The following is a 24,383-nucleotide window of genomic DNA, read 5'->3' on the forward strand; positions in this document are numbered from 1 at the left end:
AACCGATTCTAGCTGTTACGAGAGGTATCACCAACCCAGGGTCGGCTTACGTGGACGACAAGCAGCAGAAAGGGCGCGCACCCCCGTGTGAAAGGAGTACGCGCCCTGCCGGAGCAGTCTCGATCAAGCCCTGACGTTCAGGCCGACCTTCTGAAATTCCTTGAGATCGGAGTAGCCGGACTTCGCCATCGACCGACGCAGACCACCGACGAGGTTGATCGAGCCGTACGACTCACGCGACGGTCCGTTGAGCACCTGATCCAGGCTCGGTCGCTCCCCTGCCGACATCGGCAGCAGCGCGCCGCGCGGCATGGACGGGTGCGCCGCGGCGGACGGCCAGTACCAACCTCCACCGGGAGCCTCCGCGGCGACGGCGAGCGGAGCACCGAGAACCGCAGCATCGGCTCCGCAGGCGATGGCCTTGGCGAGGGCACCGGAGGTGGTGATGTCGCCGTCGGCGATGACGTGCACGTAGCGCCCGCCGGTTTCGTCCAGGTAGTCCCGACGTGCCGCGGCCGCATCGGCGATGGCGGTGGCCATCGGAACGCCGATGCCGAGCACCTCGCCGGTGGTCGTGCCACCTTCCACCGAGCCGTATCCGACGATGACGCCTGCCGCGCCGGTGCGCATCAGGTGCAACGCAGTGCGGTGATCGCTCACGCCGCCTGCAATGACGGGAACGTCGAGCTCCGCGATGAAGGTCTTGAGGTTCAGCGGCTCGTCCTCACCGTGAGCCACGTGCTCGGCGGAGATGATCGTGCCCTGGATGACCAGCAGATCGAGACCCGACGCCACGAGGGCGGGGGTGAGTGATCGAGCGTTCTGGGGGCTCACCCGAACGGCGACGGTCACCCCGGAGTCACGGACCTGACCGACCGCTGCGGCCAGCAGATCCGGCCGAATCGGCGCGGAGTGCAGCTCCTGCAGGAAGGCGATCGGTGCGTCGGGATCGAGATCGGTCTCGGCGATGTGGATCAGCTGATCGAGCTTGGCCTGCACGTCCGGGTGGCGCGCCCACAGTCCTTCACCGTTGATGACCCCCAGCCCACCCTGACGGCCCAGCTCGATGGCGAACTCGGGCGAGACCAGAGCATCGGTCGGATGCGCCAGAACGGGAATGTCGAAGCGGTACGCGTCGAGCTGCCATGCCGTCGACACCTCCTTCGACGACCGAGTACGACGGGACGGCACGATGTCGATGTCGTCCAACTGGTAGGTGCGGCGGGCTTCTCTGCCCATGCCGATTTCAACGAGGTCGCGCACGCGCGCACCTTTCTACTTCGAGAGCGAATCGAATCGGCCGAGGAACGGCCGAAGCGACTATCGGGTGGTGTAGTTCGGGGCCTCTGCGGTCATCGTGATGTCGTGCGGGTGGCTCTCCTTGAGCCCGGCCGCCGTGATCTGCACGAACTGAGCCTTCTGCAGGTCCTCGATCGAGGTGGAGCCGGTATAGCCCATCGCAGCGCGCAGACCACCGGTGAGCTGGTGGATGACCTGGTTCAACGGTCCGCGGTACGGAACGCGACCTTCGATGCCCTCGGGCACCAACTTGTCCTCGGCCAGCACATCGTCCTGGAAGTAGCGGTCCTTGGAGAACGACTTCGCTCCCCCTCGTCCCTGCATCGCGCCGAGCGAACCCATGCCGCGGTAGCTCTTGAACTGCTTGCCGCCCACCAGAATCAGCTCGCCCGGGGACTCAGCGGTGCCGGCCAGCAACGATCCGAGCATGGCGGTCGACGCACCGGCAGCGAGCGCCTTGGCGATGTCGCCGGAGAACTGCATACCGCCGTCGGCGATTACCGGCACACCGTGCGGCTTGCACGCGGCGACGGCTTCGAGGATGGCGGTGATCTGCGGAGCGCCGACGCCTGCGACCACGCGGGTGGTGCAGATCGATCCCGGCCCGACGCCGACCTTGACCGCGTCCGCACCTGCCTCGACGAGGGCGAGTGCGCCCGCGCGGGTGGCCACGTTGCCGCCGACGACCTGCACACGGTCGCCCACCTCGGCCTTGAGCTTGCTGACCATCTCGAGGACCTGCGAATTGTGGCCGTGCGCGGTGTCGACGATGATGACGTCCACTCCGGCATCGGTCAACGCCATCGATCGCGCCCATGCGTCCTGCCCGACACCCACAGCGGCACCGACCAGCAGACGACCGTCACGGTCCTTCGTGGCGTTGGGATGCTGCTCGGTCTTGACGAAGTCCTTCACGGTGATCAGGCCGGTGAGCGCGCCCTTGCCGTCCACGATCGGCAGCTTCTCGATCTTGTGGCGGCGCAGCAACCCGAGGGCCGCTTCGGCGGTGACGCCCTCCTGCGCGGTGATCAACGGTGCCTTGGTCATCACGTCGGCGACGCGGCGGTTCTGATCGACCTCGAACCGCATGTCGCGGTTGGTGATGATGCCGACCAGCGCGCCGGTCTCGTCGGTGACGGGAAGACCGGAGATACGGAAGCGCGCACACATGGCGTCGACCTCGGCCAACGAGTCGGTCGGCTTGCAAGTGACGGGGTCGGTGACCATCCCGGCCTCCGAGCGCTTGACCGTCTCGACCTGGGACGCCTGATCCTGCAGCGACAGGTTGCGGTGCAGCACGCCCATACCGCCTGCGCGGGCCATGGCGATGGCCATCCGGGCCTCGGTGACGGTGTCCATGGCCGAGCTGACCAGCGGCACCCGCAGGCGGATCTCGCGGGTGATCTGGCTGGAGGTGTCGACCGAGCTGGGAATCAGATCCGAAGCGGCCGGCAGCAGCAGGACGTCGTCGAACGTGAGGCCGAGCATCGCGACCTTGTTGGGATCGTCGCCGCCTGTGCGGACGTGGGCTCCGGGACTACTCATGCGAATCTGGCCCTCCCTAGAGCCTGGTTGCACTTCGGCGCGGCGTGCGGCTGGTGAGAGCTCGCAGGCGCACCGCAGTGCGGGATTGGAGAACGGATGGAGTTTCGGCACTTGCACTCATCTGTTCAGCGCCGTGAACCATGTTATCGGCTAGGGCGCAACCAGTGCGAATGCCTCCCGCTGTGGTGGCCTTCGAGCACCGAAATCGCAGTCGGCAGCATTGTCGGCGGCGGCCGCGTCCGGCATGTCGCATTCGAACAGCTGGCGCAGACCCACCAGTCCTGCGTACCGTGGAGGCGTGCGCGATCAACTGCCTCCCGGTCTACCCCCGGATCCGTTCGCCGGAGACCCAGCCGACCCGTCGGCCGCCCTCGACGCCATCGAGCCCGGCCAACCCCTCGATCCTCAGGAGCGGCTCGCCGTCGAAGAGGACCTGGCGGACCTGGCTGTCTACGAGGCACTGCTCGGCCACCGCGGCATTCGCGGACTGGTCGTGTGCTGCGAGGACTGCCAGCAGGACCACTACCACGACTGGGACATGTTGCGGGCGAATCTGCTGCAGCTCCTGGTCGACGGTACCGTCCGGCCGCACGAGCCCGCCTACGACCCCGTGCCCGATGCCTATGTGACCTGGGATTACTGCCGCGGTTTCGCCGACGCCTCGATGAACGACGCGTTGCACGGCGACGGATTCGACAGCTGACCTTTTCGACACCAACGCACGAAGAAGCCCGACACGATGATCGTGTCGGGCTTCTTCGTTGTCGATAGGGAACCGAAACCCGGTCAGCTGCCGCCGGACGGAACCGACATGCGATCGCGGTTCTCCGACGAGCTGCTGCCTCCAGCCGTCGCCGTCGGCTGATCGGGCTCCTGAACCACCGTCGTCGTGACATCCGGGGTCGTTGTCGGACTCGGAGTCGTCGTGGGCGGAACCTCGGTCGTCGTCGTGGGAGCCGGAGTGATCGGCACACCCGTGGTGTCGGGCGCGACCTGATCCACCGGTGCCTGTGGCAATAAGGCCTCCGAGCTGGGGACCGGAGCCGGGGCAACCGGAGCCGGCGGCGGAACGGGCGCAGGCAGCGTGAGTGCCTGCAGTTCCTGCAGCAGACGCGCCAGCCACTGATCGAGCTCGGCGCGCTGCGCGTCGTCGAGTACAGCGGAACTGCTGTTCGACGCGCCGTCGAGCAGTGCGCGAGCGGCAGTGGTGTCTCCGGAGGACAGAAGATTCTCGGCCTCTTGCAGCTTGGACGTCGTATCGATCTGCGCCACAGTCGAATCGGCCTGCTCCGAGAAGACGACCGACTTGACGCTCCACAGCGGATCGTCCGGTGTCGAGTTGTACGAGATGACAACCAGGCCACCCATCACGACGGCGATCGCGGCTGCGGCACCGGCGATGGGACGCAGCAAACGCATCCGTCCACCGCGGTTGGCCGAGCTCGAGCGCGCCATGTCGGCGGCGAGCTTCTCGCGTTCGACCGAGGCGACGACCACATCGAGGGAGGGTCCGGCCGGCATCGCCGGCGTGACCACGTCTGCTCGCCAATTGGCCAACAGAAGGGCGAGTTGGTACTCGTCTGCGTCATCGGTGGCAATCGGTCCGTCACCACTGATCGCGTCGATGAACGCATCGTCACGACGTACGGCGACGAGGTCCACAGGACCACCGTCTGCGCCGATGTCGGCATAGGGATCGTTCTGCTTCGGTCCAGTGGAGTTCACGTGCTCACCGATACGCGAGATTCCGCGACGCGGCGTCTCACCGGGGCCACCGTGACCATTGTCCCTAGCCATACATTTCACCTGCTCTCACAACTTCGTTCTTCAGTTTTGCGATAGCTCGGTGCTGAGCCACGCGGATAGCGCCTGCAGTGCTGCCGACGGCGGCTGCTGTTTCCTCGGCCGACAATCCGACTATGAGTCGGAGCACCAGAATCTCGCGGTGCTTGGCGGGCAAGGTGTCCAGCAGTGCAGTCATCTGTCGACTCGACTCGGATTCGAGAGCGCGTTGCTCCGGTCCGTGCTCCATCGACACGACATCTGGTACTTCGGCGGCCGGGTCCGATTTGTTACGCGAGGCACTGCGATGGGCGTCGGCGACCTTGTGAGCCGCGATGCCGTACACGAATGCCATGAACGGACGACCTTGGTCCTGGTATCGCGGCAAGGCGGTCATGACTGCCAAACAGACCTCCTGCGCCACGTCGTCGGCCGAAAGCTGACCGCGCTCAGCCGAACCGACCCGTGCCCGGCAGTACCGAACGACGAGTGGTCGGATGAATTCCAGGACCCGGGACAGAGCCAGTCGATCGCCTTGCGCTGCGGCAACGACGAAAGAGTCCAACTCCTCACCCGCTGTGTTCATCGTCGGCAAATTTCCCCGCGTTACAGGTACGCACCCGCCTGGGAGCGCTTCCACGTGGTGGTGGAACGAGACCAAGGATAGCGACACCACCCCGCAGCAACCGAACCACTCGGTCCGTCTCCGACCCAGGTCCTGGTCAGTCGACCGACGAACGACCCCGACGATCGATCACGGCAGCCAGATCGGCGGACGTGGCCATCCCGGGGTCGATGCCGCCGGTGCCCTCGCACAGCATCGTCGCAGCCCAACGCAACGGCAGTAGACCGTGCATCGCCGCAGCGCTGGCCACCTGGACGGCCGAGGCACGGGCACGGGAGGTCTCACCGACACAACTCAGTGCCGCCGCCAGCACCAGGTCCGTCTTGATGCTGTGGCGTAACGAATCGGCATCGGTGGAGAGAGCTCGAGCGGCCTCGGCGTGTCGGACCGCCTCGGCTCCGTCGCCGCGCATCATCGCCAACTCGGCCGCCACCCACGCCGCCCGCAGTGCCGGACGCCACAGCCCCTGACCGACAGGGCCCTGCCGCTGCTCCGCACTGCGGGCCAGCATGGCGTCCGCGAGGTGAAAACGTCCGCTTCCCAATGCATCTGCGGCCAGGCCGGTCAGTGCGTCGCTGCGGGCCTCAACGGAGTCCTTCGAATTCGACGGCCCTACGAGACCGACGAGAGAGACTGCGATGCCGTCGAATCGGCGGGCTCGCTCGTGTTCGCCCACCTGACGCAACCACGACGCTCTGGTCGAGGCGTGCAGCGACCGAAGTTCCGGGGTGCTGGGTCGATGCCGCCGAAGCTCGACTTCGGCGGCGCTGTACCGCCCCTGGCCTGCCAGCGCGACACTGCGAAACCAGCTCTCCCGCGGATCGGCGGCTGCGGGGAGCGGAAATCGGCCGGGGTTGCTGCCGAAAGCAGCATCGAAGAGTTCGGACTGCGTCGCGGTGAACCGCGAGCTCTGCTCTGTTGGCACGGACTAGAGGGTAGGGCCTTCGCCCGCGCCGAACCGCGCCCGAGTCCTATTCCATTCGATGCGACGCATTTGCATGGCGCGAATTCGCTATCGGCCTCGGAGGGACAACGGTGCGTCGTTTCGCGCGAACGGAATGCAGTTTTCAAGGAATTAACAATGTGAACACGGGCCGAATCGAAGACGAGAATCTGAACGCTGTGTGGCGAATAGGTTAATCGGCGCGCTCGATCGCACAATCGGGTTCCGACGCATCACCTACCGAATGCGCGGCCACTCGGCCGTCGCCCGGCGATCCGCGCCATCGCGTCGGACACTCCGCGCAGGCTCGGCCGAGCGAAACCGACGTCGAACCCGACGCGTGGATTCGAACTGCCTTCGACACCACCGAAACGGCTGTGATCAGCGGAAATGTCGGCAACAACAGCCCGGCCGGATCCAACGACAGTCCTGTCGACCACTGACGGACGTTTGCGCTCCGCAACACCGCACCGGCAACCGGAAAGCCGGTGCACTCCCCATCGTCTCGCGTGTCGACGGAATCTTCAACAGGAAGGACACGCACGCGGGTGAGGCGAAGTAAATATCGCCCGTGTTAATTCTTTGCCCCATAACTATGCATTTGCCCACGACAGAGAACTATTGACTCGATTTCGTCGATCCACATAACGTTGTCGGCATTCGGATCACGAATCCGAGAAGCCACACCACCCTAGGAGTTTCCATGCCGCAGCCGAATCACCTCCCTGGGCCGAACGCCGACATTTGGGATTGGCAGATGCACGGCCTGTGCCGTGGCGTCGATTCGTCCATGTTCTTCCACCCGGACGGCGAGCGGGGCCGGGCACGAGCACAGCGCGAGATGCGGGCCAAGGAAATGTGCCGCAGCTGCCCCGTACTCGCTCAGTGCCGTACACACGCTCTCAACGTCAGCGAGCCCTACGGGATCTGGGGCGGGATGTCCGAAACCGAGCGAGAACTGCACGCACGTCACAACCGCCGCCGCATCGCGGTGTAGTCACCGAACACACGAGAAAGCCCCCAACCCGATCGGGTTGGGGGCTTTCTCGTGTCACCGAACGTCAGTGAGCGTGTCCGTGTCCGGCAGCAGGCTCGGAGGCCTCTTCCGGCTTCTCCACGATCGCGCTCTCGGTCGTCAGGATCATGCGTGCAACCGACGCGGCGTTGACCACGGCGGAGCGAGTCACCTTGACGGGATCGACGACGCCGTCGGCCAGCAGGTCGCCGTACGTCAGGGTCGCGGCGTTGAATCCGTGGCCCTTCGGCAGTTCTGCCACCTTGCTGACGACGACGGAACCGTCGATGCCCGCATTGGAGGCGATCCAGAACAGCGGTGCATTGAGCGCTGTGCGCACGACGGCCACACCGGTGGCTTCGTCGCCCGTCAGGCCGAGGTCGTCGGCCAGAGCCAACGCTGCCTGAGTCAGGGCCGAGCCACCGCCGGGGACGATGCCCTCTTCGACGGCAGCCTTGGCTGCAGCCACAGCATCGTCGACGCGGAACTTGCGTTCCTTGAGCTCGGTCTCGGTGGCAGCGCCGACCTTGATGACCGCGATGCCGCCCGAGAGCTTCGCCAGACGCTCTTCGAGCTTCTCGCGATCCCACTCGGAATCGGTGTTCTCGATCTCGCGACGGAGCTGACCGACGCGTGCATCGATGTCGTCCTGCGTGCCCGCACCGTCGACGATGGTCGTGTCGTCCTTGGTGACGACGACGCGACGAGCGCGACCCAGCAGCTCGAGGCCGGCTTCCTTCAGACTCAGACCCACATCGGCGGTGATGACCTGCCCGGCCGTCACGACCGCGAGATCGTCGAGGAACGCCTTGCGGCGATCACCGAAGAACGGTGCCTTGACTGCCACGGCCTTGATCGTCTTGCGGATGGAGTTGACGACCAGCGTCGAGAGAACTTCACCCTCGGTGTCCTCGGCGATGATGAGCAACGGCTTGCCGCTCTCGGCAACCTTCTCCAGCAGAGGCAGGAAGTCCGGAAGCGACGTGATCTTCTCGCGGTACAGCAGGACGTAGGCGTCCTCGAGAACTGCTTCCTGCGCGTCGACGTCGGTGACGAAGTACGGCGAGAGGTAGCCCTTGTCGAACTGCACGCCTTCGGTGACCGAGAGCTCGGTGAGCAGCGTCGAGGACTCCTCGACGGTGACGACGCCGTCCGCGCCGACGCGGGTGAGCGCCTCGCCGACGAGTTCGCCGATTTCGGGGTCACGCGAGGACACGGTGGCGACCTGAGCGATCGCCTGCTTGCCCTCGACCGGGGTTGCGGCGGCGAGCAGGGCCTCGGCGACCTTGTCGGCCGCCTTGGAGATGCCGGTGCCGAGCGCGATCGGGTTGGCACCCGCGGCAATGTTCTTCAGACCGCCGCGCACAAGCGCCTGCGCGAGGACCGTCGCGGTGGTGGTTCCGTCGCCTGCGACGTCGTTGGTCTTGGTGGCGACGCTCTTGACCAGCTGCGCGCCGAGGTTCTCGAACGGATCCTCCAGGTCGATCTCACGAGCGATCGAGACACCGTCGTTCGTGACGGTCGGACCGCCGAATGCCTTGGACAGGACGACGTGGCGTCCCCGCGGCCCGAGCGTCACCTTGACTGCGTCGGCCAGCTTGTCGACACCGCGTTCGAGTGCGCGGCGCGCTTCCTCGTTGAATTGGATTTGCTTTGCCATGTTTCGGTGTTACTCCTTCGAGTAAAGAAACTCGATCGAACGCACACCGCCCCGGGACCGACACGAAAATCGGATACCGGGGCGGGATGCGTTGTGGCCTACTTGGCGATGACAGCCAGCACGTCGCGTGCCGACAGAATCAGGTACTCCTCGCCGGCGTACTTGATCTCGGTGCCGCCGTACTTGCTGTAGATGACGGTGTCACCTTCTTTGACGTCGACCGGGATGCGGTTGCCCTTCTCGGTGACACGGCCTTCGCCCACGGCGACGACGGTGCCCTCCTGGGGCTTCTCCTTGGCTGTGTCGGGGATGACCAGACCGGAGGCGGTCGTCGTCTCGGCCTCGTTGGCCTGGACGAGGATCTTGTCCTCGAGCGGCTTGATTTTCACGCTCGCCACGTTGAGCCCTCCAAAGTTATGGGGTACGCGTCCGGGGTCGGATCCCCGGACAGCTGTGTGTAAGTACTTCTCGTGCGGTTCTGACAATCACGGCCTGAGCTCGTTCCCGTCGTCGCGGGTGCCGGGACTTCGCTCGGTGCCAACTAGCACTCTATACACGAGAGTGCCAGCACTCAAGGGCTGGGTTCGCCAGGTTCGCGACGCGGTGTCCGCACTCGTGTGCAGGAGAGTGACTCTGCGCCGCTCGGCGCCGCCGCGGAGATCCGAAAACTGCCGAATTCGGGCTCGAAACGCCGAACAACGGTGTCGTTTCCCGTGGTTTCTCGGCGTTCGCAGACCCATCGAAAGGCCAGGTCGGACGCCATGAATGCTTCCCGGGTAACCGACCGAGCGGCATATTACACTCGCGTCGGAGCCCGAAGTAACGTTACGATAACGGAGCTGTCCGAACGATAACGATCGACAGCTGTGCCGCGACATGGCACACAGGTCAGTCGATTCCGGACGGATACACAGGGGCGGGAGGTGCAGCATGCGAGTAGGAGTGGGGATATCGACCGGATCCGAGGTCGTGTGCGCAGCCCTCGTCACCGTCGACACCGACGGTGGTCGCACTGTCGAGTACCGCACCGTCTCGACCGATCGCCAAGCCAACACCGACATCGGTGATCTGGTCACCTCGGCCATAGAACTCATGGCCTCCCTGATCCCCGGCCATCGGTCCCCCGACGCGATCGCCGTCACCTATCGCACCGAGCAGCACGCTGCGGGTATTCGTGCGGCGCTGGCCCACACGACCCGTGATGTTCGACTGGTGCCCGAGTCCGCAGCCGCGTCCGCGTACCTGGTGCCCACCGGCCTGGTCGATCGGTACGACACGATCGCGCTGGTCGATCTGGGAGCCTCGGGGATGTCGGTCACCGTCACCGATCGGTCCGCCGAAACGGTGCTGGCCCACGGCCGGTCGGACGCCGTCGCCGGCGACGCACTCGACGTGCTCGTCAAGAATCTCGTGCAGGACATGACCCGTGACAATCTCCGGGACGACATCCGCGACGACCGCGGAATCGGGTCTGCGCGGTACCGATCGATCAAGGAACGGCTCTCCCACGAGGACGAGGTCCGCATCGAGCGGTACAGCGGAATCCCACTGACGGTCACCCGCGACGCGTTCGACACCGCCGTGACCCCGATCTTCGACACCGCCGCTCAGTTCGTCCGCGGAGTGTTCGACGAGAGCACTCACGAACCCGAGGCCATCGTGCTGATCGGCGGAGGGGCGCACATTCCCCGGCTCGCCGCCGCGCTCACCGATCTGTTTCACGCCCCGGTCGTTCGACTGCCCGAGCCCGATGCCGTTCTTGCCGTCGGCGCTGCTGCCGTCGCCGCATCGGCCGTCGGCGGCGGCTACCAACTGGTTTCGGCCACGCGCAACTCCGCGGACCGGATGAGCCGATACTCCGGAGCCATCGCAGCTGCCGTCGTCGCAGGTGGCCTGGTGCTCGCCTACGGCGTGCAGACGATGACACCGGCCGACGATTCCAGCGTCTCACCGGCCGGAAGTGCCGCCAATTCCGCAACGGAATCGAGCGACGTCAGTACGCCGGTCGCCGGGGGCCGGTCTCCCGACGAGAGCCGCCCCACGACGGGACGCTCCCCCGGCGATCGATCCGACCCGACGACAACCTCGGTCGACGCCACCGGATCGTCGGCTCGGTTCACCACCACCGCTCCGCCGACCAGTACCCCGACGCTGCGTCCGGCACCCGACCTCCCGCGGATCGAATGGCCGATCGACCCCACGTCGAATCCTGTGTCCCCCGATGTCACCACTTCAATCCCGATCGAACCGCCGACCTCGGTCACCACGATTCCGGTTCGGCCCTCCGAACCTGTCGAGTCCTCGGACCCGAGCGATACGACCGAGATAGTCCCGGGACCGACGCCCGAGCCGACGACCGAGGTCACCCCGGTGCCGACCGAGTCGATCAGCGCGCCGACCACCGATGTCAGCGGTTCGGAGCCCACTCCGGAACTGACGGCACCTCCGACGGTATGGTCGCCGCCTGCACCGGCCCCCTCGAGTGAGCCTCTGTCCGCGGCCGTGCCGTCGACGACCCGTTCGTCCGAGACCACCGCCGCGTCCACTCAGGACGCTCAGCCGGGCACCTGACTGGTCGCGACCGACAGGCCGGGATCGGTCACCGCGGTCAAGGCCGACGGCTCGGCTCCGCCCGCGACGAGGTGAGCGCCCAGTGCGGCGATCATCACCCCGTTGTCGGTACACAGTCGCGGCTTCGGGATTCTCAACGTCAAACCCTGCTCGGCGCAACGGCTTTCGATCAACGAGCGGATCCGCGAGTTGGCAGTGGCACCTCCGCCGAGAACGATGGTGTCGACGTCGACGTCGGTGGCCGCACGGACGGCCTTCATCGTCAGGACATCGGCGACCGATTCCTGGAAGGACGCGGCGATGTCCGCGACCGGAATCGGATCTCCGGCGCGCTGCCTGGCCTCGACGAATCGAGCCACAGCGGTCTTGACTCCGGAGAACGAGAAGTCGTAGCGCGCATCGCGTGGGCCGGTCATTCCTCTCGGAAACGCGATGGCGGCCGGATCACCCTCGCGCGCAGCATCATCGAGCGCGGGACCACCCGGGTAGCCCAATCCCAGCAGCCGCGCAACCTTGTCGAAGGCCTCCCCGGCAGCGTCGTCGACCGTGGTCCCGAGCTCGACGATCGGCCGGGACAGATCGTCGACGTGCAGCAGATGAGTGTGCCCACCGGAGACCAACAGTGCCACGCACGACGGCATCGGCCCGTGCTCGAGCGTGTCGACCGCGACGTGGCCACCGAGATGGTTCACCGCGTAGAAGGGCACACCCCAGGCCGCGGCGTACGCCTTGGCAGCGGCAACCCCGACGAGCAACGCCCCGGCCAGCCCCGGGCCGATCGTCACCGCGACGGCGTCGGGACGGTCGATGTCCGCGGCCGCCAGGGCCCGCCGCATGGTCGGCACGATGGCCTCTAGGTGCGCGCGCGATGCTACCTCGGGCACCACCCCGCCGTACCGGGCGTGTTCGTCGACACTCGAGGCCACCTCGTCGGCCATCAGCTCGCACGTGCCCGCCCCGCCCCAGCGGACGATTCCGACTCCTGTTTCGTCGCAGGAACTTTCGATACCCATGACGATCATCGGGCTGATCCTTCCGTCTTCTCGCGCCGACGCATGGTGAAGGCGTCGGCGCGGCTCGGTTGGTAGTACTTCGCCCTGGTACCCACGATCTCGAATCCTTCGCGTCGGTACAGCTCGATCGCGGGCTCGTTGTCGGTGCGGACCTCGAGAAAGACCGGCCCACCGTGCTCGTCGGCCACGCGCAGCAATTCGTCGAGCAGCCGCCCGCCGATTCCTCTGCGGTGATGCGCCGGATCGACGCCGATGGTGTGCACCTCGGACTCCCCGACGACGAACGCTCCGCGGCTCGGCTGCCCCAGCAGAGAGATGCCTGCGTAGCCGACGACCTCACCGTTCTCTCGCGCAGTGACGTAATGATTGTGTGGTGCCGCCAGTTCCGCGATGAATGCATCCTCGGCCCACGGGTCGTCACCCGGGAACAGCACGGTCTCGAGATACGCGCACCGCGCGGCATCCGCCGCCGCCATCGACTCGATCGACACCGTCACTTCGCAGCCTTCGCTGCGGCGCGCTCGTCGAGCGTCTTGGCGTCGGGGCGGCGCAGGTACAACGGGACGAGCGGGCCCGGGACGACACCGCTGCCGATATCGGCGGCAGCAACCGCGACCAATCCGGCCGGAGACGGTGCCTGCACGTCACGAATCGGAAGCTCGAATGCCGCAGCATGCGGTGCCGATCCAGCGACCGCATCGACTCCCACACGATCCAGTTCGGCCGGGGCGACAACGTCGGGTCCCGCCACCCTCACTCCGGCTTCGTAACGCGCCCAGTAGATTTCGCGTCGGCGCGCATCGGTCACCACCAAAAGCGACCCGGGTTCGGAGACATCTGCGGCGATGGCGTCGAGACTGCAGACCCCGTACACAGGAAGACCGAGTGCGTCACCGAACGCCGCAGCCGTCGCCATTCCCACCCGGAGCCCGGTGTAGGGCCCGGGGCCGACGCCGACGACGACGGCACCCAACTCGGCCGCGGTGATGCCGGATTCGGCCAAGCACTCGACGATGTTGGGCGTCAGAATTTCTGCATGCGATCGAGCGTCCACCCGAACCCGGGTGGCGAGCGTCGTGGCCTCTGCACCGGCGGCGGGCTCGGTCAGGCTCACCACACCTGCGGTGACGGCGGGAGTCGAGGTGTCGACGGCAAGTACAAGCACGATATTTCAGATTACCCGTCACCGGGGATACGGCCGCGCACCCGGTACCCGGTCAGGGCTCTCGCGGATCCGCCCCGCTGTGTACCCGACTCACCGTCACGCGCCGAACATCGGAGTCCGGATCACGTGTCAGTCGAACCGACACATGGCCGTCCGTCAGCTTCTCGACCAATCCCTCGCCCCACTCGACCACGACGACGGCGTCGGTGAGGTCGGTATCGAGGTCGAGGGCATCGAGTTCGTCGACCGCGGACTGCCCCGTCATACCGAGCCGATAGGCATCGACGTGGACCAATGCAACCGGCGGTAATCCATGGGCCCGTGAGCCGGGCCGATGCTCGCGGGCGATGACGAACGTCGGCGAGGTGACGCGGCCCTGAACACCGAGTCCGGCCGCAATCCCCTTGGTCATGGCGGTCTTTCCGGCCCCGAGCGGGCCGTCGAGGATCACCAGATCACCGGCGACCAGAATGTCCGCAAGCCGGGCACCGAACTCGGCAGTGTCTGCGGCAGTGACCAATTCGACGTCCACCGGCAAGGTCAGTGGCTCGTCAGACAACGCCCCACCGCCGCTTCTTGCCCGCGGCCTCCGTTGCCCGTGCCACGAGCCGCTGTATCGCGCCGTTGACCTGTTCGGGGAATTCGAGTTGAACGAGGTGCCCACCCTGGCGCACCCGCACCATCTCCGAACGCGGCAGAGCCTGAGCGAGAGCCTCCGAGCTGGCGAACGGAATGATCCAATCCTCGTCGCCACACACCACCGACACCGGAATGTTCTCGAATTCGAGCAGGGCCTCGGACTCGTCGTGCAACTCGAGCGTCTCGAGGAAATTGACGATCGTGACGACGGAGGTGTCGTCGATCATCGACTGCGAGAACGCCACCAGCCGCGGAGAGACCCTGGTGCCGTAGGACGCCGCGCGCAGTACCGGTGAGATGAGCGCACGTACCGCGCCGCGACCGAACTGCACCAAGCCCGGTGACGTCCGAACTGCCGCGCGGAACGCATCCACTGCCGGGTTCTGCAGACTACGACCGACCCCGGACTGTGCGAGACCGGCAGCGGTCGTCGAGATCAGGACTGCGCCGATGACCCGCTGGCGCAGCACGTCCGATCGTTGCCGCGCCATGGACAGAATCGACATTCCGCCCATCGAGTGCCCGACCAGAACGATGCGACCCTTGGGTACCACCGAGCGAATCACCGCATCGAGATCGAGGCCGAGCTGTCCGATGGTGCAACTCTCCGGACTCGGCACTCCCGAACGTCCGTGACCGCGCTGGTCGTAGAAGACCATGCGCACCGCCCCACCCCACTGTTGTTCGAGCGCGCGGCGCTGAAAGTGCCACGACGACATTCGCAGGCAATAGCCGTGCACGAAGATCACGGTGGTCTCGGCGTCCGACGGACCCACTTCACGTACCGCGAGCGGTACACCGTCGTCCGCGGTGACGATACTGCCGCGATCGGCGTCCATCAGGTCCAGATTCTCGGTGGCAAGCGGATCCTTGTTGGACCGAAACGCCGTCTCGCGCACGACAATCGCAATACTCTCCAGCAATCCCAGCATGATCTAGATCGTCGCCTCCCCTGCGCGAGCGCCGACGAACCGTCGTCGGACGCGTCCACGAACGCCTGTGACGACTTCGTAGCTGATTGTCTCGAGCACATCTGCCCATTCCTGAGCGTGCGCCTCTCCCCTGTCCCCTGATCCGAACAGTAACGCCTCGTCGCCGACCGCGACACCTGAGCAGTCGCCACCGAGGTCGACGACGAATTGATCCATGCACACTCGCCCCACCGAGGGATAGCGACGACCTGCGATGGTCACCTCGAATCGCCCGCTGAGGCGACGGACGACACCGTCGGCGTATCCGAGAGCGACGAGTGCGACCACGGTGTCGGCGGGAGCGGTCCAGGTGTAGCCGTAGGACACCGATTCACCTTTGCTCACCTTCTTGATGTTCGCCACCTGCGCCGAGAGCGTCATGACCGGGCGTAGCCCCAACGTTCCCAACTCGGGCACCGGCGACAAGCCGTACAGAGCAATACCCGGGCGGACCATGTCGAAACCGAGGTCGGGTCTGGTCAGCGTGGCGGCCGAGTTGGACAGATGCACGACGGCGGGAGGCGTTCCGCGCCGGGTGGCTCGCCGCACCGCGTCGCGAAGCCGCTCGGCCTGGGCGTCGTTGGCGGGGTGAGCCGGTTCGTCGGAGCAGGCCAGATGCGAGAACATTCCGGTCAATCGCACCGAGCCCTCGGCGACGGCGTCTGCTGTGGCGTCGAGTACGGCGTCGAGATCCGCTTCCGCCACCCCGTTGCGGTTGAGCCCGGTATCGATCTTGAGCGAGAGATCAGCAGTGGAACCGACCCTGCGTGCTGCGTCGACCACGGCGTCGAGCTGGGCAGCCGTGGACACTCCGATCCCCACCTGCCCGGCGATCGCCGCCGCGAAATCGGAGTCCGTCCGGTGCAACCACGCCAACACCGGGACCGTCACACCCGCAGCACGGAGTTCGAGGGCCTCACCGATGGTGGTGACACCGAGCTCCTGCGCCCCTGCTGCAATTGCCGCGTGTGCGACCTCGACGGCACCGTGGTTGTATCCGTCGGCCTTGACCACCGCCATCACGGCGGCGTCCCCGGCGAACTGCTGCAACACGCGGACGTTGTTGGCCACTGCGTCGAGGTCGACGGACGCGACGGCACCCGAACCCGTCCGAGGATCGGTCCCCTCGTCTCCGCAGCCGATACTCACAACATTCGATAGTGCCATCCGAGCCGCCGATACGACGGATCAGGGTGCCACAACTCGTGACACACCCGGCGTCGAACGTGGGCCACCCAGGACCACGGTCAGACTGTGACCGAGCGCACGGTTCGGATGGCGTCGCGGATGGACTCGCGCAGTGGGCTCGCAGAAATGGGTGCCGCGAATTCTCCGTCCGACCCGTGAGCCGCACGCGCCGCAGCCAGTGCGTGGACCTTCGCTCCGCAGGCAGCCGCGGTGGACGGCGTCATTCCCGACGCGAGCAGGGCCCCGAGGATGCCCGACAGTACGTCGCCCGAGCCTGCGGTCGATGCCGCCGATCCCCCGGCGTCGCTGACGAACGTGGTGCCCTCCGCATCGGCGACGATCGTCGCTCGCCCCTTGAGGAGCACGGTCACGCCCCAGCGCGCGGCGAGATCTCGAACCGCGCCCACTCGGTCGGGTGCGGGGTCGGATCCGGTCAGGCGGGCGAATTCCCCGGCATGCGGGGTCAGCAGAGTCGGTGCGGCGCGTCCGGCGACCCAGCGTTCGTTGCGGGCGAGGATCGTGAGCGCATCCGCGTCGACGACGACCGGCAGATCCGTCTCCAGAACTCGACGCACGATCTCGGCCGAATCCTCGTCGGTGCCGAAACCGGGACCGACCACCCACGCCTGCACCTGCCCCGCCGCGTCGAGGTCCGAGGCGGCAACGACCTCCGGACAGTGCGAAACGACCTCTGCGCCTGCGCTTCCCACATAGCGGACCATTCCGGACGTGGCCGCGACCGCCGCTCCAACACAAAGCAGTGCGGCACCGGGGAACGTGGCACTACCGGCCAGGACACCCACCACCCCCTGCGAGTACTTGTCGTCCGAGGCTGTCGGCATCGGCCACGCCCTGCCCACGTCGACCGGCTCGAACGACGCCATCGCCGGAGCCGGCAACTCCAGGCCGATGTCCACGAGTTCGATTCGGCCGCAACGTGGTACGGCCAGCACATGAACGGGCTTGCGGGCACCGAACGTCACCGTCACATCGGCCGACACGGCCGGCCCGGAGACGGCACCGGTCTCCGCGTCGACTCCACTGGGCACGTCCACCGCCACGATCGGTGCGGTGATCTGCTCGACCACGGCAGCAGCATCGGGCCGCAGCGGACCCTTGCCGGAAATTCCCACGATGGCGTCGACCACGATGTCGGCAGGTCCGCATCGACTCACCACGCGTCCGCCCGACGACCGCAGGGCCTCGAGACCTTCGGCGTGCACCCGCGTCGGGTCGAGCAGTAGAGCCGAGACCGAGACGCCGCGTCGACGCAGATACGCCCCCGCCCACAGACCGTCGCCGCCGTTGTCGCCCGTGCCGACCAGGATCGTCACGCGACGCCCGGCGATGCCGCCCGTACGCACGGCCAGCTCGCCTGCCACGACCGTGGCCAGTCCGTACGCAGCGCGGCGCATCAGCACGCCGTTCGGCAGGGAACCAAGCAGTGGCGCTTCCGCATTCCGAATCTGCTCGGGTGTGTAGTAGCCGCGCATGCCGAGCGCTATTCGACGGTGACGGACTTGGCCAGGTTGCGCGGCTTGTCCACGTCGTAGCCGCGCGCCTGGGCGACTTCGGCGGCGAACACCTGCAGCGGGATCGTCGACAGCAGCGGTTGCAACAGCGTCGAGGCCGCCGGGATCTCGATCAAGTTGTCCGCGAACGGCCGCACTGCCTCGTCGCCTTCTTCGGCGATGACGACCGTTCGAGCACCACGCGCCTGGATCTCGCGAATGTTGCTCAGCATCTTCGAGTGCAACACCGCCCGACCCTTCGGCGACGGCATCACGATGATCACCGGCACACCGTCCTCGATGAGCGCGATCGGACCGTGCTTGAGCTCGCCGGCAGCGAAGCCCTCGGCGTGCATGTACGCCAGCTCCTTGAGCTTGAGCGCGCCTTCGAGAGCAACGGGGTATCCGACGTGTCGGCCGAGGAACAGGATGGTCGTGGCCGTCGAGAGCTCGCGCGCGAGCGCCCGAACCGGTTCGACCGTCTCGAGCACCCGCTGCACCAACTCGGGCATCGCTTCGAGTTCGGCGAATTCACGCGCGACCTCGTCGGGATACTTGGTGCCGCGAGCCTGCGCCAACGCCAGCCCGACCAGGTAGTTCGCGGTCACCTGGGCGAGGAAGGCCTTGGTCGACGCGACACCGATCTCCGGACCGGCCCGCGTGTAGAGCACGGCGTCCGCCTCGCGCGGAATCTGCGAGCCGTTGGTGTTGCACACCGCGAGCACTCGCGCCTTCTGGTCCTTGGCGTGCCGAACGGCTTCGAGTGTGTCCGCAGTCTCACCGGACTGCGAGATGGCCACGACGAGAGTCGATCGATCGAGAACCGGGTCGCGGTAACGGAATTCGCTGGCCAGTTCCACCTCGACCGGCAGTCGGGTCCAGTGCTCGATCGCATACTTGGCGAGAAGACCCGAATGATAGGCACTGCCGCAGGCCACGACGAACACCTTGTCGACGTCTCGCAGCTCCTGATCCGACAGTCGCTGCTCGTCGAGCACGATTCGACCGTTGTCGAAGTGGCCGAGCAACGTATCCGCCACCGCGGCGGGCTGCTCCTGGATCTCCTTGAGCATGAAGTAGTCGTGGCCGCCCTTCTCGGCGGCAGCCAGATCCCAGTCGATTCGGAACGGACGCCCCTGCGCCTCGTTGCCCTCGAAATCGCTGATGTCGTAGCCGTCGGCGGTGATCACGACGACCTGGTCCTGGCCGAGTTCGACAGCGTCGCGGGTGTGCTCGATGAACGCAGCGACGTCGGATCCGAGGAACATCTCGCCCTCGCCGACACCGAGTACCAGGGGCGTCGAGCGACGGGCCGCGACGATCGTGTCCGCGTGGTCGGAATGGGTGAACACCAGGGTGAACGCACCCTCGAGACGACGCAGCACTGCTTTCGCGCTGGCCACGAAATCGCCTGCGGTCGGGCCCTCGGCGTAGGCACGCGAGACGAGATGGACGGCCACCTCGGTGTCGGTGTCGGACAAGAACTCGATCCCGACTGCTTCCAGTTCGGCACGCAGCGGACCGAAGTTCTCGATGATGCCGTTGTGCACCACCGCGACGGTGCCGGACGCGTCGCGATGCGGGTGCGCGTTGCGGTCGGTGGGACGGCCGTGCGTCGCCCACCGGGTGTGTCCCATGCCGGTGGTGCCGACGAACGTGTCGGTGCCGATGTCGTCCAGTTCCGCTTCGAGATTGGCCAGGCGACCGGCCTTGCGCTCGACTGCCGTCGCTCCCGCGCCGTCGAGAATTGCTATGCCCGCAGAGTCGTAACCCCGATATTCCATACGCCGAAGCGCCTCGACCACCACACCCAGAGCTGGGCGGTGGCCGACGTAACCCACGATTCCGCACATGGACAGTCAGGGTACTCGGCGGGGCGCGCACGACCCATTCGCTCGGGTCGACGTGTCCCCGTCACCTGACGCGCCGCGGTTCGGTAGCGTCATCTCTCGTGGCGAAACCGAAGAAGCTGGCATCTGCTCTCTCCAAGCGCGGCCCGCACAAGGTGCTCCGAGGCGACCTGGCCCTCGCCGGGCAACCCGGTGTCGTCTACACCCCCGCCGAGGGCTTCGGCCTGCCCGGCGTGGCCTTCGCACACGGCTGGATGCTGCGTCCCAGTCATTACACCGACACCCTGAAGCATCTCGCGTCCTGGGGCATCGTGGTTGCGGCACCGGATACCGAGCGCGGTCTCGTACCGTCCCACCGCGGCCTAGCCACCGATCTGGGCACTGTGCTCGACATCATGACGGGCGTGCGACTGGGCCCCGGCAACATCAGCGTGCACCCGGACAAACTCGCCACGGCAGGCCACGCGATGGGTGCGGGCACCGCAGTTCTCGCCGCCTCGCGGCGATCCGACGTCAAGGCCGTCGCCGCGCTGTTCCCCGCACCGACGGCACCCTCGTCCGAGGACGCCGCCGCGGGCCTCGCCGTGCCGGGACTCGTCGTCGGAGACAACTCGAACGCCGATTCGCTCACCGACAACTCACTCGCGCTCGCCCAGGCCTGGAACGGACCGTCCATCCTGCGACGAATCGACGGCTCGACGGCGGACGGATTCGTCGAGGGCCGCCGGATCCTGGGCGCACTCGGTATCAACAAGCCCGACCGCAAGACTCAGCAGCGCACCCGCGCCGTCCTCACCGCGTTCCTGCTGTTCCACCTGACAGGTGACTCCGACTACGAGGAGCTGGCCGGATCGGCAGGTGAGATCGACGGAACCAGGGCGGTCGATCCGCACGCGCCGCTCGACGCGCAGCCCAAGCCCAAGGCCACCGCATCGATCAAGGCGCTGCTCGGACGGGGCTAGTCCCGATCGCCACCGAACGGCGTCAGACCAGCCAGGATCTGGGACGTTCGTCGGGGTCGGTCTCGACGTGCTGCATCGGCTCTCGCCGGTCCAGGTGAGCCGGTTGCAGTACCGAGCCCGGTATCGACTCGATGTCGGAGTCCGCTTCGCTCACCGCGGCTGAAACCCGTCCGCGTCGGTCGATCGCAGGAGCCTGGGCCCGACTCAACGCCTCGGCCGCCCGCGACATCGCGATCCGGTGATCGTCGCGTATTCGGTGCAGCTCCCGTCGCCACCCATTGCCGGTGCTCACAGCTCCCCTGCCTCACTCAGGCCCGCACCGGTACTCGTGTCTGCGGGTTGTGCATCGGTGACCGGTCGATCCGCAGTGACCGGATGCTGCACAGCAGGCTGCTCGATGTCGGGTGATTCGGGCGGGCACTGCGCCGGTGCATCCGAATCGGCTTCGGCGACAGGCACCGGGTCGATTGCAGGCACGGGTTCGGTCACAGGCACGGGCTCGGCCGCAGGCACGGGCTCGGCGGCCGGCACCGGTTCCGCGGCCGGCACGGGTTGCGCCGCAGCGACGGATTCGGCCGGGAGCACCGGTTCGGGGGGCAACGCTGCAGCAGAAGCCGGTCCGCCCACCGCGTCGGCGACACCGGGAACCTCGACGATCTCGGGTAGGCCCAACGGTCCGATTCTCATCTCGAACGAGCGAGTTCCCAGTCCAGGAGTCTCGAGTTCGAGGGACACCACACCGTCGTGTTCGAGCGCGATGCGGGCCCGATGCCCATCGAGCTCGGCCTCGAGATGACCACGCTCGTCGCCGGCCGCCTCGTTGCCGGCCGTGGGCGACGACTGCCCGGGCTGCGGTAGCGGAGCCGGCTCGGGTGGCTGATCACCACTCGCATCCGGAGCAGCGTCCTTCGCATTGTTTTCATCGGCCCGGCTGTCGACTGCGGTGTCGCCGGAGCCGTCGAGATCTCGACCGTCGATCGTCTCGGTCAGCGCGTTCTCGACCCGGTCGACGATCTCGGCGACCACTCGATCCACGAGCCCGTCCAGAGAATCCCCCGACTCGTCACCGACGGCGCTGTCGGCGGTCGGAGATCCGGCCGAATCCACGGTGTCTGCTCCGGCTGGTCCGCGGCCGCCGGGCAGTGACGCCTCCGGTCCTACCCCCGCTGGTCCTACCCCCGCTGGTCCGACCGAAGCAGGTCCGACCGCTGCCGAACCGAGGGCCGCCGGTGCTGAGCCGAAAACGGCCGGTGCAGAACCGATCTCGGTCGAAGCCTGGTCTGCGGACGGGCCGGCGGGCCCCGGCCACAGCGCCGACACCCCGGGTTCCATCGCCCAACTGCCCTCGTCGAGTTCGCCGAACGACGGCTCGTGAACACTGCCCAGAACGTCCACCACCAATGCCAGGCAGTTTTCGACGGCGATATCCGTGGCAGTACATGCTGCGAGGACCGCCTCGCACGTACCCTGCACCCTCGGTACGAACTCGGTGTCGATCCAGCGCCTGCAGCGTTCGGTCACCTCGGCGGCGAACTCGTCGGAGACATCGCCGCCGAGCACCCTGCCGTTCAGATCCTCGAACGCAGACGCCAATCGTGGGAACACCGACTCCCGATCGACCGGGAGGCACTCGATTCCCGACGCCACCAGAATGGCATCGATCTGGTCGACATCTTTGCCGTCCACCAGATCGATGTCGATGACGCCGACGAGCTCGGCCTTGTCGGTCACGGCGTCACGGAGAACCTCGACGGCCGCACACATGGTCTGGTGAGAATCCTCGATCGACGCGAGGAACTGGGAAGCCTTCTCCTGTTCGGCCGAGAGGTAGGTCTGCACTGCCTCCCCCGCATCACCGTGCCAGCGCAACTGCAGGACCCGGCGAAGTCGAACCTGCTCCTCGAGTTGATCGGTGAGTACGGCGGACACCGTCCCGACGGTGTCCGCATCGGCTCCGAGCGCACCCAGGTTCAGTCCGCGCTGCTCGTCGTACCTGGCGCACACGTCCTGATATTGCGGGACGTCGACGCCTGGAACCCGGCCGGCCAGCGGCAGGAAGCGCTCGAAGTACAGCAGCCCTTCTGCGTTGGCATCGAGAATGTCGTCGATCGACGCCCCGTCACCGGACGAGGCCGGAGGAGGTGTCACCGGTGTGACTCGATCGCGTACGCGGTGGCGTCGTCCTGCTGCTCGTACCCGTTCATCGCGGTGGTGAGGGCCTCGGAAATGTCGTCGACCGAGGACCTCCATGCCCTGACGGCCCGCCCGAGCCCGAGGTGCGCCTGGGAGTAGGCAGCGCCGAGGTCACCGTAGTTCCGTCCGGCGCCGGCTGGGCCGAAGCCTGCGTCGGCAACGGAATCGGCGGCGTCGCCGAGCGCCTCCGCCGACAACGTCAATGCATCTGCCACGCCGCGAACTCGGTCCGCGTCCACCCCGACTCCGTCGCTCATACGTTCCCGTTCCCCCCCTCGAAGTGCCCCTATCTCACTATGACGTGCGCCGACTCACATCGGTTCCCCAGGGAGCGGTAACGTCCCGATGTGAAATGTCCGTAACAGGTACCTGAAGTGGCTGCACCAGCTGCTCACCGAACGAGGAGTCCCATGCACATCGGAACGATGCTGAACTACAGCGGTGGTTTCAACGAGACCGTCGCCGAGGTCGCCGAGCTCGAGAAGGCAGGTCTCGACATCATTTTCGTGCCCGAGGCCTACTCGTTCGACGCCGTCAGCCAACTCGGGTTCCTCGCGGCCAAGACGAGCACGATCAAGATCGCGTCCGGCATCTTCCAGATCTACACCAGGACTCCGTCACTGACCGCCATGACCGCTGCCGGTCTCGACTACGTCTCCGATGGCCGGTTCGTACTCGGACTCGGCGCGTCGGGACCACAGGTCGTCGAGGGCTTCCACGGCGTCAAGTACGACGCACCGATCGCCAGAACCCGCGAGGTCATCGAGATCTGCCGCCAGGTCTGGCGCCGCGAGAAGGTCCAGCACCAGGGCAAGTACTACCAGATCCCGCTGCCCGCCGACAAGGGAACCGGCCTGGGCAAACCACTGAAGCTGATCAATCACCCTGTGCGCGATCGTATTCCGGTCGTCATCGCCGCACTCGGACCGAAGAATGTCGAACTCACCGCCGAGATCGCCGAAGGCTGGCAGCCCATCTTCTACTTCCCGGAGAAGGCCGCCGACGTGTGGGGCGATTCGCTCGCCGCAGGCAAGGCCAAGCGTGACCCGTCACTCGGCGATCTCCAGGTCTTCGCGAGTCCCACCCTCGCCATCGGTGAGGACGCGGAGAAGTACCTTCCCTGGGTCAAGCCGCACCTGGCGCTGTACATCGGCGGCATGGGAGCCAAGGGCAAGAACTTCTACAACTCGCTTGCCCAGCGATACGGGTACGAGGCCGAGGCCGAGAAGATCCAGGACCTGTACCTGGCCGGCAAGAAGGAAGAGGCCGCTGCGGCAGTTCCCGACGAGCTCGCTCGCGCAGTCAACCTCATCGGCCCGGAGAGCTTCGTCAAGGAGCGAGTAGCAGCCTTCGCCGAGGCCGGTGTGACCACTCTCAATGTCGCGCCGCTGGCCGAGAACACCGCAGGCCGTGTCGCGCAGCTGACCGCACTGCGCGAACTCACCGCCTGA

The 24,383-nt window shown here is 66.6% G+C and carries 23 protein-coding genes; 5 read left to right on the forward strand and 18 right to left on the reverse strand.

Going from position 1 to position 24,383, the window contains the following annotated elements:
* Nucleotides 1–123: 123 nt before the first annotated feature.
* Together CH251_RS02965 and guaB are read right to left on the reverse strand one after the other, a co-directional pair.
* Complete coding sequence (locus tag CH251_RS02965; protein WP_094611779.1) at nt 124–1,263, reverse strand: GuaB3 family IMP dehydrogenase-related protein; 1,140 nt, start codon at nt 1,261–1,263, stop codon at nt 124–126.
* 57 nt (nt 1,264–1,320) lie between these two features.
* Nucleotides 1,321–2,844 (reverse strand): IMP dehydrogenase, encoded by a 1,524-nt coding sequence (guaB, locus tag CH251_RS02970; RefSeq protein ID WP_179273623.1) that lies wholly within the window; start codon nt 2,842–2,844, stop codon nt 1,321–1,323.
* 298 nt (nt 2,845–3,142) lie between these two features.
* Between guaB and CH251_RS02975 the strand changes: the two genes are divergently transcribed.
* Nucleotides 3,143–3,547: a DUF5319 domain-containing protein gene (locus CH251_RS02975; RefSeq protein ID WP_032378069.1), complete on the forward strand. Its 405-nt coding sequence runs from the start codon at nt 3,143–3,145 to the stop codon at nt 3,545–3,547.
* 83 nt (nt 3,548–3,630) lie between these two features.
* Here the strand turns inward: CH251_RS02975 and CH251_RS02980 are convergent, their stop codons facing one another.
* The 3 genes from CH251_RS02980 to CH251_RS02990 all read right to left on the reverse strand — a co-directional run bounded on the left by CH251_RS02980 (nt 3,631) and on the right by CH251_RS02990 (nt 6,176).
* Complete coding sequence (locus tag CH251_RS02980) at nt 3,631–4,641, reverse strand: anti-sigma-D factor RsdA (RefSeq protein ID WP_094611780.1); 1,011 nt, start codon at nt 4,639–4,641, stop codon at nt 3,631–3,633.
* On the reverse strand, nt 4,634–5,212 hold the full coding sequence (locus CH251_RS02985) for a sigma-70 family RNA polymerase sigma factor (RefSeq protein ID WP_032376740.1): 579 nt from the start codon (nt 5,210–5,212) through the stop codon (nt 4,634–4,636). Before CH251_RS02985 ends, CH251_RS02980 begins: the two co-directional genes overlap by 8 nt.
* A 136-nt stretch (nt 5,213–5,348) precedes the next feature.
* Nucleotides 5,349–6,176 (reverse strand): hypothetical protein, encoded by an 828-nt coding sequence (locus CH251_RS02990; protein WP_094611781.1) that lies wholly within the window; start codon nt 6,174–6,176, stop codon nt 5,349–5,351.
* Nucleotides 6,177–6,897: 721 nt separating this feature from the next.
* On the opposite strand from CH251_RS02990, the gene CH251_RS03000 reads away from it, so the two are divergent.
* The gene (locus CH251_RS03000; RefSeq protein WP_027496361.1) at nt 6,898–7,191 is read left to right on the forward strand and encodes a WhiB family transcriptional regulator; all 294 of its coding nucleotides are present in this window, start codon (nt 6,898–6,900) and stop codon (nt 7,189–7,191) included.
* A gap of 64 nt (nt 7,192–7,255) precedes the next feature.
* Here the strand turns inward: CH251_RS03000 and groL are convergent, their stop codons facing one another.
* Both groL and groES read right to left on the reverse strand, forming a co-directional pair.
* Nucleotides 7,256–8,869 (reverse strand): chaperonin GroEL, encoded by a 1,614-nt coding sequence (gene groL, locus CH251_RS03005; RefSeq protein ID WP_037188249.1) that lies wholly within the window; start codon nt 8,867–8,869, stop codon nt 7,256–7,258.
* A 98-nt stretch (nt 8,870–8,967) separates the two neighbouring features.
* The gene (groES, locus tag CH251_RS03010) at nt 8,968–9,267 is read right to left on the reverse strand and encodes a co-chaperone GroES (RefSeq protein ID WP_008718149.1); all 300 of its coding nucleotides are present in this window, start codon (nt 9,265–9,267) and stop codon (nt 8,968–8,970) included.
* A gap of 532 nt (nt 9,268–9,799) precedes the next feature.
* Here groES and CH251_RS03015 point away from each other — a divergent pair.
* Nucleotides 9,800–11,440 carry an Hsp70 family protein gene (locus CH251_RS03015; RefSeq protein ID WP_094611783.1) on the forward strand — a complete coding sequence of 547 codons (1,641 nt, stop codon included), beginning with the start codon at nt 9,800–9,802 and terminating at the stop codon, nt 11,438–11,440.
* Here CH251_RS03015 and tsaD read toward each other — a convergent pair.
* The 8 genes from tsaD to glmS all read right to left on the reverse strand — a co-directional run bounded on the left by tsaD (nt 11,425) and on the right by glmS (nt 19,780).
* Entirely contained in the window at nt 11,425–12,462 is a 1,038-nt protein-coding gene (tsaD, locus tag CH251_RS03020; protein WP_094611784.1) for a tRNA (adenosine(37)-N6)-threonylcarbamoyltransferase complex transferase subunit TsaD, read from the reverse strand. The two genes, CH251_RS03015 and tsaD, sit on opposite strands and share 16 nt — an antisense overlap.
* Entirely contained in the window at nt 12,459–12,950 is a 492-nt protein-coding gene (rimI, locus tag CH251_RS03025) for a ribosomal protein S18-alanine N-acetyltransferase (RefSeq protein WP_094611785.1), read from the reverse strand. The genes tsaD and rimI overlap by 4 nt, the downstream gene beginning before the upstream one ends.
* Nucleotides 12,947–13,618, reverse strand: a complete 672-nt coding sequence (gene tsaB, locus CH251_RS03030; RefSeq protein WP_094611786.1) for a tRNA (adenosine(37)-N6)-threonylcarbamoyltransferase complex dimerization subunit type 1 TsaB — start codon at nt 13,616–13,618, stop codon at nt 12,947–12,949. The genes rimI and tsaB overlap by 4 nt, the downstream gene beginning before the upstream one ends.
* A gap of 52 nt (nt 13,619–13,670) precedes the next feature.
* Nucleotides 13,671–14,177 (reverse strand): tRNA (adenosine(37)-N6)-threonylcarbamoyltransferase complex ATPase subunit type 1 TsaE, encoded by a 507-nt coding sequence (tsaE, locus tag CH251_RS03035; RefSeq protein WP_094611787.1) that lies wholly within the window; start codon nt 14,175–14,177, stop codon nt 13,671–13,673.
* Entirely contained in the window at nt 14,170–15,189 is a 1,020-nt protein-coding gene (locus tag CH251_RS03040) for an alpha/beta fold hydrolase (RefSeq protein ID WP_094611788.1), read from the reverse strand. The genes tsaE and CH251_RS03040 overlap by 8 nt, the downstream gene beginning before the upstream one ends.
* A 3-nt stretch (nt 15,190–15,192) precedes the next feature.
* Nucleotides 15,193–16,395 carry an alanine racemase gene (gene alr / locus CH251_RS03045; protein WP_179273622.1) on the reverse strand — a complete coding sequence of 401 codons (1,203 nt, stop codon included), beginning with the start codon at nt 16,393–16,395 and terminating at the stop codon, nt 15,193–15,195.
* 80 nt (nt 16,396–16,475) lie between these two features.
* Nucleotides 16,476–17,909 carry an NAD(P)H-hydrate dehydratase gene (locus CH251_RS03050; protein WP_094611789.1) on the reverse strand — a complete coding sequence of 478 codons (1,434 nt, stop codon included), beginning with the start codon at nt 17,907–17,909 and terminating at the stop codon, nt 16,476–16,478.
* An 8-nt stretch (nt 17,910–17,917) separates the two neighbouring features.
* Nucleotides 17,918–19,780: a glutamine--fructose-6-phosphate transaminase (isomerizing) gene (gene glmS / locus CH251_RS03055; protein ID WP_037188267.1), complete on the reverse strand. Its 1,863-nt coding sequence runs from the start codon at nt 19,778–19,780 to the stop codon at nt 17,918–17,920.
* A gap of 98 nt (nt 19,781–19,878) precedes the next feature.
* On the opposite strand from glmS, the gene CH251_RS03060 reads away from it, so the two are divergent.
* A complete protein-coding gene (locus CH251_RS03060; protein WP_094611790.1) occupies nt 19,879–20,739 on the forward strand; it encodes a dienelactone hydrolase family protein in 861 nt (286 codons plus the stop codon).
* Nucleotides 20,740–20,761: 22 nt separating this feature from the next.
* On the opposite strand, the gene CH251_RS03065 is transcribed toward CH251_RS03060, so the two are convergent.
* The 3 genes from CH251_RS03065 to CH251_RS03075 are packed head-to-tail and all read right to left on the reverse strand — an operon-like array spanning nt 20,762 to nt 23,189.
* The gene (locus CH251_RS03065) at nt 20,762–21,031 is read right to left on the reverse strand and encodes a hypothetical protein (protein WP_094611791.1); all 270 of its coding nucleotides are present in this window, start codon (nt 21,029–21,031) and stop codon (nt 20,762–20,764) included.
* The gene (locus tag CH251_RS03070) at nt 21,028–22,887 is read right to left on the reverse strand and encodes a hypothetical protein (protein ID WP_094611792.1); all 1,860 of its coding nucleotides are present in this window, start codon (nt 22,885–22,887) and stop codon (nt 21,028–21,030) included. The genes CH251_RS03065 and CH251_RS03070 overlap by 4 nt, the downstream gene beginning before the upstream one ends.
* A complete protein-coding gene (locus CH251_RS03075) occupies nt 22,884–23,189 on the reverse strand; it encodes a type VII secretion target (protein WP_094611793.1) in 306 nt (101 codons plus the stop codon). Before CH251_RS03075 ends, CH251_RS03070 begins: the two co-directional genes overlap by 4 nt.
* A 153-nt stretch (nt 23,190–23,342) precedes the next feature.
* Here CH251_RS03075 and CH251_RS03080 point away from each other — a divergent pair, with 153 nt between their 5' ends.
* Entirely contained in the window at nt 23,343–24,383 is a 1,041-nt protein-coding gene (locus CH251_RS03080) for an LLM class F420-dependent oxidoreductase (protein WP_094611794.1), read from the forward strand.

The organism is Rhodococcus sp. 06-462-5 (assembly GCF_002258315.1).
In the GTDB taxonomy this organism is placed as follows: domain Bacteria; phylum Actinomycetota; class Actinomycetes; order Mycobacteriales; family Mycobacteriaceae; genus Rhodococcoides.